This window comes from Paraburkholderia lebeckiae (assembly GCF_050436325.1).
In the GTDB taxonomy this organism is placed as follows: Bacteria; Pseudomonadota; Gammaproteobacteria; order Burkholderiales; family Burkholderiaceae; genus Paraburkholderia; species Paraburkholderia tuberum.
Map to the genome: position 1 here is coordinate 2,894,340 of NZ_JBNDLZ010000002.1, position 11,975 is coordinate 2,906,314.

Below are 11,975 nucleotides of genomic sequence, written 5' to 3' on the forward strand. Positions count from 1 at the left end.
TGCTCGCAAGGAAGATCCGATGAAAAAAATCGCACTTACGCTCGTTGCCGCTTGCCTCGTCGGTGGGCAGGCAAGCGCCGCCGAACCGGCCACGCCCGCTGCCGATGCGGCGCCGCAACGCATCGTCCTGCTCGTCGACGAGATTAAGGCCATCCGCAATTTCCCTGTGGTGCTGGCGGAGCGTCTCGGCTATCTGAACGACGGCAAGATGGCCGTGACTGTCATGAACATCCGCGACGACGTGTCGACGGCCGACATGCTGAATGACGGACGGGTCGACGCGGTGGTCGCCTACTACCATCACAACGTGGTTAACCAGGCGCACGGCATCGATACGCAGGCCGTTGTCACGCTCGGCGTGACGCCGGGCGCGAAGGTGCTCGTCGCGAACCAGGCAAGGGAGAAATACCAGAGCGTGACTGACCTCAAGGGCGCGCGGTTCATTGCGGGCGGCGCCGGGTCGTCGAAGAGCACGGTCGCGAACGCGCTCATGCTGGCGGGCGGTCACGGCATCGGCGATTACACGCGGCTCGGGACGGACGGCAAGGAGAAGAACATCGACGCGCTGCGTGACGGAAGCGCCGATTTCGTCGTCGCGCCGACGCCCGACGGGGATCTCTACGAGTCGAAAGGCGTGGCCACGGTGTTCGCGGACCTGACGTCGGTCGACGGCACGCGCCGGAGTCTGGGCACGCTGTTTCCGTCGAGCACGGTCTACATGTCGGGCGCACGCGTTCGGGCGCATCCGGAGATTGCGCGGCACCTGGCCGGCGCGTTCGTGCGCACGCTGCAGTACATCAATTCCCATTCCCCCGAGCAGCTCCTGGCTGTCATTCCGCCGGAGATCAGCGGCAAGGACCGCGTGGCTTATCTGAAGGTGTTGAAGGAGGAGATCCCGATGTTCGCGAACGACGGACGCATGCCGGACGACGGCGCGACGAAGGAGTGGCAGGTGCTCGCCGCGGCGAATCCGGCTTACGGGTCGGTGAAGGTCGATCGGACCTACACCAATGCGTTCGTCGATGAAGCGCTGCGTACGCTGCACTGAGCAGAAGCGTTTTATTCGCGCGGGGCCGTGCGGCTGCGTTCCGCCCGCGCGGCGCATACAGCGCGATGCTGCAGCCGGTCGCGACGTCGTTCAAGCGTAGCGCCATCCCGTGCATCGTCGCGACGGCGGCGGCGAGGCTGAGCCCAAGGCTGCTGCCGGCTGTATGCCTGCTCGTCTCCGCGCGATAGAACCGCCGCAGCACCGCCTGCCGCTCCTCGGGCGGGAGCCAGGGGCTGGGCGTCTCGCTGCAAAAAGCAATGCGATGCGCGACGGTCTCGCGAGCACCTGGAACGGGTCGCTCGAATAGGTTGGAGGCACAGTACGGCTGCGCATTAAAGGCAACCCTAAGAATTCCTTAAATTTTTGTAATGCAGATTTCAGATTGTGTTTATCCGGCGCCGCTATTGTTGGATCGTGGTCAGCAGTTCGGATCTTTGCCGTGCAAGCGCTCCCGCACCATCAGGAGCGTTCGCTGCCACCGGGTCAAGGCACGGTATATCCATTGCAGCCGAAGGAGAGCAGACATGCGCGCCGCCGATAATTCCCTGCACTCGCTGGTCGACAAGTGGCTTGGCCTGGGACTGGCGAACCCCGTCCGCGTCATGCGCTTCGGGCACACGCCGGCGAACCGGCGGCGCTATGCACTGGTGCAGACGCGGCGCCCGACCGGCATGCTGTCGATGTTTTTCTTCCGCCATGACAATGGTGAATGGTGCGTATTCCCGCCCACCGAAGCGAGTCCCGCGATGCGCTTCGCCGCGCTGTGCATGCCGCAGAGCTGCGATTGCAATGGATGATGGCGAGTCTCACTGCAACGGCTGATCTGCGAAAAGTGTGCCGATCCAGGTGAGGATCGCAGTGACGGCGAGTCACGCCGGAACGACGCTAGTTCATGATTTGCGCCGCCGGTCTCACAATCGAGCTATACGGTGCTTCGGTTGGCAGTAAAAAAACAGCAAGGAGACCGCTTGTGAACGAGATCGGATCGAGTGTCATGATTAGCAGGTCCCGGGGTGGACTGCTACCGCGCCACATCTCGATATAGGTAGCCTGTCCTGCCTTCCGTGATACTGGTCACAGCTGGCACGTAGTTGCCGACGAAGGGGACACGCACCCGTGGGTTACGAATAGCATCTCGCAAACGGCGCAAAACCACACTGCGTCGTCGCAGAGCAGACCAGGGAGCAAAACGATCTGGTGGGTCATGGGTGGGTCCTGTGATGCGTTAGACGGATGAAAGACGGCACTCGATACAAGGCCATCGTTGAATGGTAAGGGCGCGCGCTGGTCTGAACAACTCGCTTTCGGAGCGACGTTCAGTTTCCGATGACGTATCGATCCGGATCGATCGATCAAACGATCCGTCGACAGGTTCAGCCCAAGGGCATGATGAGGAAATGGATGCGGCGAATCTGCATCCGTCAGGCGAGCGTTCCACGCCCCAGCGCGTTTGGCCAGTTGCAGGCATATGATGCCGGCGTGCGACGGCCATGCCTATTGCCAATCGACACGCCGCCGCTGTCCTTTCCGGAACACTCCGCAAATGTCATGCCGCCGAAGTAGATAACCGGCCATTCATAGTCATGGTTCGGCCGTTTCGGACACTTGTCAGTAATCAATCGCCCTATCGTGGACGCAATGCGTTCAGGCAGTCCGACGACAGCCAACTGTAATGCGAGCGACTCTCCATGTTCACGCAGGAACCCTAAGGTCTTACCGTTGTAACCAACGGTAAGGAGACGGCAAATGGCGACATTCCACCTGTCACAACGATGCAATAAGCTGTACCTACGACTTTCGATGTCAGCAGTTGCGGGAGCGGCCGCGCTCGCATTCGCTACGATGCCCACAGGGGTGTCTGCGGCAAGGGACGATCATGCGGCCCAGACCCTAACGCCAATCAAGCATGTGATCATCGTTGTCGGCGAAAACCGAACGTTCGACCACGTGTTCGGCACCTACCAACCCCCGCAAGGCCAATCAGTGTGGAATCTGCTGTCGCGGGGCATCGTCAATGCGGATGGTTCGCCGGGCCCCAACTTCAACCAGGCGCAGCAATACGAAGCGCAATTGGTTGGGCCGGCAAAATTTGCGTTAGCCCCGCCGAACAAAACCCCGTACATGCCGCTACCGGCCCCCAATACCGGCGGTGCGCCGACGGCGGCTAGCGACGCAAGTCCGCCACCTTTCGCGACTCACGATGCGGCCGTGCAGGCCGAAGGCACCGCACTCGAGGCGTCCGACATCGATCAGTTGCTGAGCGGCGCGACCGGACTGCCGAAGGATGTAAAGGATTCGCGGGTGGCCAACTACAACGCGTTGCCGAGCGGTCCATATCTGTTGCAGCCGCCACTCTACGATGCGTACATGGGCGGTCCGGTGCACCGCTTCTATCAGGCGTGGCAGCAAGCGGATTGTGCCGTCGCACATGCGAGCCGCGAGAATCCGAGCGGGTGCCTCGGCGATCTGTTCGCATGGGTGGAAACCACCATCGGCGCGGGCAGCAACGGCAAGCCGCAACCGACGCCTTTTACCGATCAGACCACCGGCGAAGGCTCGAATGCGCTTGGCTTCTACAACGTGAACAACGGCGACATGCCGTACTTCACGAAACTGGCCCAGCAATACGCGATGAGCGATAACTATCACCAGCCGGTGATGGGCGGAACCGGGGCGAACAGCATCATGATCGGTGCGGCTGATGCGTACTACTACACCGACGGCAACGGCAATGCGGCAACGCCGCCGTCGGATCAGATCGAGAACGTTGATCCGTTGGCCGGCACCAACAACTGGTACATCCAGGACGGTTACTCGGGGGGCAGCTATAGCAACTGTTCGGACCCGGGCCAGCCCGGCGTCGGCGCGATCCGCCAATACCTTGAATCGCTGCCCTACGATCCCAAGCCGAACTGCGCGCCGAAGCACTATTACCTGCTCAACAATTACAACCCGGGATATAACGGCGACGGCACGGTGCTCGACAGAACGAAGTCGCCGTTCACGATCCCCCCGTCACCCGTGCGCACCGTCGGGGACACGCTGCTTGATCGCAAGATCCCGTGGAAGTACTACGGGGAGGGCTGGAACAGCTTCATCAAGGATCCGTCGACAAGCGTCTACTGCAACATCTGCAATCCGTTCCTGTACGAGACGTCGATCATGACGAAAAAGCACGTCCGGGACACACATCTTGCGGACTTGCCAGACCTGTATGCGGATATCCAGGCGGGCAATCTGCCAGCTGTGTCGTTCGTGAAGCCTGGCGGACTGCTCGATGGGCATCCGACATCGTCGAAGTTTGGGCTTTACGAGGCATTCGTGAGGAAACTGGTCGACGCGGTGAAGAGCGATCCGAAGCTATGGGCCACTACGGCGATCCTCATCACCACCGACGAGGGCGGCGGCTACTACGATTCCGGCTATGTGCAGCCCATCGACTACTTTGGTGACGGCTCGCGCATCCCCATGATCGCAGTGTCGAAGTATTCCGCTGGCGGGCGCATTTCGCACGGCTATGCGGATCACGCGTCGTTGGTCAAGTTCATCGAACGCAACTGGGGGCTGCCACCGATTACCGGACGTAGTCGTGACAACTTGCCGAACCCGGTCCAGTACAGCGATAACCCATACGTGCCGGTCAATGCGCCCGCGATCGGCGACCTGTTCGATCTTTTCGACTTCGACCGGGACTCCGACACGCACGGGCATCATGACGGGTCGCATCCGGACCATGATGCAGGCAACGGCGGTAAGGGCTGGTGGCCTTTCTGACCATAACCTGGAACGCTCGCGCGACCGGTACAACGTAAAGTAGGACCGCCGCGCGTTCCGGCGGCGGTCACGGGGGCTCCATCAGGGCGCCACACGGTTGATTCCGCTGTGGCGCACGGGCACGTCCTCGGGTCCGCGTTCGATGTATCTCCGGGCCGGTTGCCGCGCGTCCCGGAGGGTTGGGCGATTTGAAGGCTGAGCGGGCACTCGAGGGCTGAGGGAAACTGAATCGCAACCACGCAGTGCTATCGGATGCCCACCTGCCGCGCCGTGGCATCGATCGCCGCTTTTGCCTTTGAGACGATTTCGTCGATTTCCGGCCGGCTGACCACGAGCGGCGGCGACAGCAACATCCGGTCGCCGCTCGCGCGCATGATCAGATTGCCGTTGAAGCAGAAGTCGCGGCACATCGTACCGACATCGCCGCCATTCGCGAAGCGCTTGCGCTCGAGCGGCCCCTCGGCGAGTTGCACGCCCGCCACGAGACCCGCGCCGCTGACCTCGCCAACGATAGGATGACCGGCGAACGTCTCACGCAGCTTCTTTTGAAAGTACGGACCTGTATCCGCTTTGACGCGCTCCACGATCCTCTCGTCGCGCAGCAGTTTCAGATTCGCAAGCGCGACGGCCGCCGCCACTGGATGCCCTGAGTAGGTGAGGCCATGATTGAAGTCACCGTTGTCGATCAGTGCGCGGGCGACGCGATCATGTAGACCGACAGCCCCCATCGGCACGTAACCGCTCGTCAGTCCCTTCGCGAGCGTGATCAGGTCCGGCTCGAAGCCGAAGTGCTGATGCGCGAACCATTCGCCGGTTCGGCCGAAGCCGCCGATCACTTCGTCCGCGACGAGCAGCACGTCGTACTTGCGGCAAATGCGCTCGATTTCCGGCCAATACGTCTCAGCCGGAAAAATCACGCCGCCCGCTCCCTGGAAAGGCTCACCGATGAATGCGGCGACATTGTCCGCACCGAGTTCGAGAATCTTCGCTTCGAGCTGCCGCGCGCGAGCCAGTGCGAATTCTTCCGCCGTCTGATCGCTTGCCGCTTCGCCGAAGAAATAGGGCTGATCGATATGTACGATGTTCTCGACTTTCGATGGCATCTGCTCATGCATATAAGCCATGCCGCCGAGCGTGCCGCCCGCGATCGTCGACCCGTGATAAGCGTTTTTGCGCGCGATGACGAACTTCCTCGCGGGCTGTCGCTGCGTCGCCCAGTATTGATGGACGATGCGCAGCACGGTGTCGTTGCCTTCCGAGCCGCTGTTGCAGTAGAAGAAGTGATTGAATGGCGCGGGCGTCAGTTCGGCGAGCAGGGCAGACAGTTCAATCACGGGCGGATGCGTCGTCTTGAAGAACGTGTTGTAGTACGGCAGTTCCCGCATCTGCCGGAATGCTGCGTCGGCCAGCTCCTGGCGGCCGTAGCCGACGTTCACGCACCAGAGCCCCGCCATGCCGTCGATGATCTTGTTGCCCTCCGAGTCCCACAGGTACACGCCTTGCGCCTTGACGATCACGCGAGAACCCGCGCGATTGAGCGGGCCCATATCCGAGAACGGATGGATGTGATGCGCGGCATCGAGCGCGCGGTATTCGGCGGTGCTGCGCGATGTGGCTTGCGAGGTCGGCGCGTCTTTCGTATCGCAATGCTGCGACGTTTCCTTTTCCGCATACATCACGTCTTCAGTCTTATAGCTCATACTGCCTCCGTCTTTTCAAGGTTCTCATTGACCGATTGGCCCGCAGCACTCAAACGTGCAGCAGCAAATGCCGGCGTTCCCACGAACTGATCACGCGGAAAAACGCTTCGTATTCGGTCTCTTTCAACGCGAGATACGCGCGGACGAACCGCTCGCCGAGTACTTCGGCAATCGGCTCGCACGCGCTCATCAACGTCAAGCCTTCTTCGAGATTGCGCGGTAATTGATAGGGCAACGCATAGCCGTCGCTCGCCAGCGGTTCGGTCGCGGCGAGCCGCTCTGTAATGCCGAGATAGCCCGCCGCCAGGGTCGCGGCAATCGCCAGGTACGGATTGCAATCGACACCTGGAATCCGGTTCTCGATGCGGCGCGCGACCGGCGCGGAATGCGGAACCCGGAAGCCGACCGTGCGATTGTCATAACCCCACGCGACATTGATCGGCGCGGCCATGAAACGCGACAGACGCCGGTACGAATTGATGTACGGCGCGAAGATCGGCATCAGCGCCGGTGTATATTTCTGCAAGCCGGCGATATAGCCGGTGAACAGCGAGGTCGGCTCGCCGTCGGCGGCGGTGAAGAGGTTGCGGCCGGTTTCCATATCGACGAGGCTTTGATGCATGTGCATCGCCGAGCCGGGTTCACCTTCCATCGGCTTCGCCATGAAAGTCGCGTACATCTTGTGACGCAACGCCGCTTCGCGCACGGTGCGCTTGAAGAGAAACACACTGTCCGCGAGCTTGAGCGGATCGCCGTGCATGAAGTTGATTTCCATCTGCGCGGCGCCGACTTCGTGTATCAGCGTATCGACTTCGAGTTCCTGCACGTCGCAGTACTCGTAGATGTCTTCGAACAACGGGTCGAATTCGTTGACCGCTTCGATCGAATACGCCTGGCGTCCGGTTTCCGCGCGACCCGTACGTCCGACCGGCGGTTGCAACGGCAGATCGGGATCGCGGTTCATGTCGACCAGATAGAACTCGAGCTCGGGCGCGATCACCGGTTTCCAGCCGCGCGCCTTATATAGATCGAGCACGCGCCGCAACACGGAGCGCGGCGAGATTTCGACCGGGGTGCCGTCGAAATGCACGCAATCGTGAATCACCTGCGCGGTCGGGTCGACTGCCCACGGAATCATCCGGATCGTGCTCGCGTCGGGTACGCACACCATGTCGGGATCGGTGACGCCGGTCAGCGAATCGCTTTGCGGATAGTCGCCGGTGACGGTCTGAATCATCACCGCCTGCGGCAGACGCATCGATTCGCCCGATTCGAACTTGCTGCGCGGAATGATCTTGCCGCGCGCGATGCCGGCCATGTCAGGAATAATTGCTTCGATTTCGGTGACGTGATGCTTTTTCAGAAATTCGTCGATGTCATGCATGATTGTTCTCTCTGTTTTGGTCCGCATCCTGGGTCATGTGTGCAGGGTTTCGTGTATTCATGCGCTGGCGACACGCGTCGCCGAAGGCGCGAAATATCGCGGTCGATAACGCGTCGTCAGCATGTTTCCATTCCGGATGCCATTGCACGCCGAGCGCGAATGCGCGGGCGTTACTGACGCTGATCGCTTCGATCAGGCCGTCCGCTGCGAGGGCTTGGACCTCGAGGCCTACGCCTAGTCGCGCGATGCCCTGACCGTGCAATGAATTCACCCGCGCTTCGTGGGCGCAGCCGGCGAGGCGCTGCAGCATGCCGCCGCGCGTCAGTACGATCGAATGCGATGCGGCGTATTGCGCGTCGAGCGAGTCGTCCTTGTTCTCGCGATGGTCGTTCAGTCCGCCGACCGCATGAACGCTTTGATGCAAGGTGCCGCCGAACGCGACGTTCATTTCCTGCAAACCGCGACAGATGGCGAGAACGGGTATGCCCGTCGCAACCGCCGCGCGGATCAGCGGCAACGCGGTTGCGTCGCGCGCGGGGTCGTGCAATGTGTCGGGCTCGGTCGAAGTGCCGCCGTAACGCTGCGGCGCGACGTTCGAATAGCTGCCGGTGAATAACAAGCCGTCGACGGCGGCGAGCACATCGTCGATGCGCTGACGTCCAGCGAAAGCCGGCACCAGCATCGCGAGCGCGTGGGAGCCCTCGACGATCGCGGCGATGTACTTTTCGCCGACCACGTGCGACGGATGAGCGCCGAGCATCGTTCTATCGGCGGTGACTCCTACTATTGGCTGGTTTCGCATAACGAATAGGCGTGTCGATCCCACGCCGCACATCACGTGAACGGCGTTAAATAGCGCGCGCGGCGAGGTGGGAAAACGCGAAGGCGAGTCGACGCCAAAGCGAATCCGCGCAATAACGCGCAGCGCTTACCAGATTAGAAGCGGTTCGATTGAATCCGTCGCGATGCGCGGTGATCAGTCAGTGCCGCGCGGACGCAAGCAGCCAGCTCGCGAAAACGCGTGCAAACGGACGAATCGAACAGCGAAAAGAGATGAAAGAGGAGAGGCGCTACGGCAGCAGCGAAGCGACTTCGTCTGTGCGCACCGCGATGAACGCGCGCGCGGAGAGGACGTTGCGGCGTCGAACGGAACGACGCGACAGGACTGTGATGACGGACAGAAAGCGGCGAAACGCAAGGCTGCCGTTGCTGCCGTCGGCGCTGGCGCCGTCAGCGCAAGTACAACGCGCCTGACTGCGATTCCAATTCACCAAAGGGCCTCGGACTCTCACGATGACACTCGACTGGCGTAGTTGAGGGTATTGAACGGCCTGTTTCGAATCCACAGCGGATATTGAAGAAACAGGACACGGGCTGATCGAGAAGAAATGGTACTAGACGGTAGTAGCTCAATTCGCCGCGCCGCCCACGCGATCTTCCAATAGCTAGGATATACGAGCTAAAAATGCCGTCAATTTATTTTTGGATTTTGGCAAAGCGGCATCGAGCGTGATGCCGCGTGTTTCGTCTACTGCTCATTCACTCCGCGAGACGTGCGCGCACCGTGTATTCGCCTTCGTTGCCTTTGTCTTCGAGCATGTGCGCCATCGCCGTATTGAAGTCGGGCGGCAGCGGCTCGATCGGATAGCCGTGCTTTTCCCACGCATCGAGACCGCCCTTCAGCGCGCGCACATGATGAATGTTCTTCCGATGCAATTGCCTGACGATGCGCTTAGCGGTCGCTTCGTTGGGACACACGCAATAGACGACGATCGGCCGCTCCAGGTATTCCGGATGAATCGGATCGGGCGACTCGAGATCGAGCGGCCGGGCGCCGGCAATGCGGTGCGATTCCTTTTCGCGCACGGTGCTCGGGCGCGCGTCGAGAATCAGCGGCGGTTCGTTCGACTTCATCATCGCGTCGAGCTGATCGGGCGTAATGCGCGTATGCGCGAGCCAGCGACGAAACTGCAAGCGGCGCAGCCAGCGATACACCAGAACCGCCGCGAAGATCACCGCGAACGTATCGAAGATCGTGCCGCCGTTGTGTCGCACGAGCAGCAGCATTTGCACGATCTGGTGGTGCAGGGCGCCGCCGCCGATCACCCAGACGCTGGCCCACAGCGTGGCACCGACCATGTCCCACCACAGAAACACGCCGACGCCGATAGCGGTCGTGCCAAGCAGCGGCGCGGAAATCAGGCCGAGACCGGGCAGGAACTTGGCGACGGTTAGAATCGGTGCGCCATAGCGCTCATAGGTATTGCGCGCGACGCGTACCGTGGTGTCCAGCGACAGAGAGAAGCGCACGAGGTAATTGAGCAGACGGCGACCGTACGCGCGTCCGGTGAAAAACCACAGCGAGTCGGCGATCAGCGTCGCACCGACCGCCGCGCAGATCATGTTGACGTACGAGGCTTCTCCCACCGCGGCCATCGTTCCAGCGAGAATCAGCGTCGGGGCGGCCGGAATCGGCATGCCGAGCTGCGTGACGAGCACGCTCGCGAAGACGGCCCACACGCCGGCAGACGGTGGAATAGCGACCGGGAAATGCCACACAACCGCGCTCCTGATAAGCCAATAAAAGAAAAAAGAATCGTCCGCGCCGAGGCCGATACATGCCACGAGCGACGCGAAAGACGGATTTAAGCACAGGTGGCGAGTCGGCGTCGTGAAAGAACGCAGACGAAATCGCGCGCGACCGACGAATGGGCGCGGCGCACGACGCGGCGCGGCCTGCATGCGCCGCGCGGCAAGTGGATCAAACCGGTTTGAGAAGCATGATTTGCCTCGCTTCAGGCGAGGCGGTCCGGGAAGAGGCCCGTTGCCTCACGCATCCTCGGACGGATCATAGGGCACCACGCGCTCATGCTCGTCCGCGTGATTGCGCGCGACGATCGCGCGCGCCGCGGCGTTGGCGTCGAGATTGAACGGCTGATGCGGCACGCCCGGCGGAATGAACAGGAAGTCGCCCGGCTCGGTGATGACCGACTCGCGCAAGCCCGGGCCGTAGCGCGTCTCGATCTTGCCTTCGAGCATATAGATCGCGGTCTCGTAGTCGGCGTGAAAGTGCGGCTCCGCATGGCCGCCAGGCGGGACTACGACCATGTACATCGACAGGCCGGTGCTGCCCGCGGTGCTCGCCGAAATGCCGAGGAAATAGGGCAGCCGCTGCATCGTCGCCATTTCCCGTTCGGGGCGCACCTTGACCACCGGGGCCCGCGCGTCGTGCGTAACGTTTGACATGGTCGCTCCTTTCGTCGCCGCCGTGCCGGGCGGCTTCACGCATGCCGAACTGAAAGTCTAGACGATACGGGCGGCAATGTCGGACGTGTTCGAGCGGACCTGGTGAAGCGCGGGCGGCCGCGAAATCGCGTTGCTACAATGGTCGGCATACCCCGACAGAGATCACGGAGACAGCGCATGGCCACGCTTCAGCCCATCAGCCGCTACCCGGTCCCCGAGCCGAGCGAGTGGCCCGAAGACATCAGTGCCCGCATTCTCGAAGTGCAGGAGAAAGCGGGTTTCGTGCCGAACGTGTTTCTGACGCTCGCGTATCGGCCCGACGAATTCCGCGCGTTCTTCGCTTATCACGATGCGTTGATGCTGAAGGAGGGCGGTCTAACGAAAGGCGAGCGGGAGATGATCGTGGTCGCGACGAGCGCGGTCAACGATTGTCTTTACTGCGTGGTCGCCCACGGCGCGATTCTGCGCATCTACGAAAAAGCGCCGCTGCTCGCCGATCAGGTCGCGGTCAATCACCGCAAGGCCGACATCACGGACCGCCAGAAGGCGATGCTCGATTTCGCGCTGAAGGTGTGCCGCGCGTCGGGCACGGTCGACGAAGAAGACTTCCAGACACTGCGCGGCCACGGCTTCACCGATGAAGACATCTGGGACATCGCGGCAATCACCGCGTTTTTCGGGCTGTCGAACCGGATGGCCAACGTGATCTCGATGCGTCCGAACGACGAGTTCTATCTGATGGGGCGTGTGCCGAAAGCCGCGGCGGATGCACCGAAAAACTAGCCTCGACTGGAATCGCTTCAGCATCTCTTTCGGCAATTCG

The 11,975-nt window shown here is 61.6% G+C and carries 10 protein-coding genes; 4 read left to right on the forward strand and 6 right to left on the reverse strand.

The window, feature by feature from the left end:
• Positions 1–19: 19 nt before the first annotated feature.
• From OKW44_RS16505 to OKW44_RS16515, 3 genes are all read left to right on the forward strand, one after another.
• The gene (locus OKW44_RS16505; protein WP_018423277.1) at positions 20–1,048 is read left to right on the forward strand and encodes an ABC transporter substrate-binding protein; all 1,029 of its coding nucleotides are present in this window, start codon (positions 20–22) and stop codon (positions 1,046–1,048) included.
• Positions 1,049–1,572: 524 nt separating this feature from the next.
• Positions 1,573–1,845, forward strand: coding sequence for a hypothetical protein (locus OKW44_RS16510; RefSeq protein ID WP_018423275.1), 273 nt, complete (start codon positions 1,573–1,575; stop codon positions 1,843–1,845).
• Between the two features lie 1,003 nt (positions 1,846–2,848).
• Complete coding sequence (locus OKW44_RS16515) at positions 2,849–4,822, forward strand: alkaline phosphatase family protein (protein ID WP_026226310.1); 1,974 nt, start codon at positions 2,849–2,851, stop codon at positions 4,820–4,822.
• A 245-nt stretch (positions 4,823–5,067) separates the two neighbouring features.
• Here OKW44_RS16515 and OKW44_RS16520 read toward each other — a convergent pair whose 3' ends face one another.
• From OKW44_RS16520 to OKW44_RS16545, 6 genes are all read right to left on the reverse strand, one after another.
• Positions 5,068–6,522 (reverse strand): aspartate aminotransferase family protein, encoded by a 1,455-nt coding sequence (locus OKW44_RS16520; RefSeq protein WP_018423273.1) that lies wholly within the window; start codon positions 6,520–6,522, stop codon positions 5,068–5,070.
• 49 nt (positions 6,523–6,571) lie between these two features.
• The gene (locus OKW44_RS16525) at positions 6,572–7,906 is read right to left on the reverse strand and encodes a glutamine synthetase family protein (RefSeq protein WP_018423272.1); all 1,335 of its coding nucleotides are present in this window, start codon (positions 7,904–7,906) and stop codon (positions 6,572–6,574) included.
• Complete coding sequence (locus OKW44_RS16530; protein ID WP_084754324.1) at positions 7,899–8,708, reverse strand: gamma-glutamyl-gamma-aminobutyrate hydrolase family protein; 810 nt, start codon at positions 8,706–8,708, stop codon at positions 7,899–7,901. Before OKW44_RS16530 ends, OKW44_RS16525 begins: the two co-directional genes overlap by 8 nt.
• A gap of 268 nt (positions 8,709–8,976) precedes the next feature.
• On the reverse strand, positions 8,977–9,198 hold the full coding sequence (locus OKW44_RS16535) for a hypothetical protein (RefSeq protein ID WP_026226309.1): 222 nt from the start codon (positions 9,196–9,198) through the stop codon (positions 8,977–8,979).
• A 247-nt stretch (positions 9,199–9,445) separates the two neighbouring features.
• The gene (locus OKW44_RS16540) at positions 9,446–10,465 is read right to left on the reverse strand and encodes a rhodanese-like domain-containing protein (RefSeq protein WP_026226308.1); all 1,020 of its coding nucleotides are present in this window, start codon (positions 10,463–10,465) and stop codon (positions 9,446–9,448) included.
• Between the two features lie 270 nt (positions 10,466–10,735).
• On the reverse strand, positions 10,736–11,152 hold the full coding sequence (locus OKW44_RS16545; RefSeq protein WP_018423268.1) for a cupin domain-containing protein: 417 nt from the start codon (positions 11,150–11,152) through the stop codon (positions 10,736–10,738).
• Between the two features lie 177 nt (positions 11,153–11,329).
• On the opposite strand from OKW44_RS16545, the gene OKW44_RS16550 reads away from it, so the two are divergent.
• On the forward strand, positions 11,330–11,935 hold the full coding sequence (locus OKW44_RS16550; protein WP_018423267.1) for a peroxidase-related enzyme: 606 nt from the start codon (positions 11,330–11,332) through the stop codon (positions 11,933–11,935).
• Positions 11,936–11,975 lie beyond the last annotated feature (40 nt).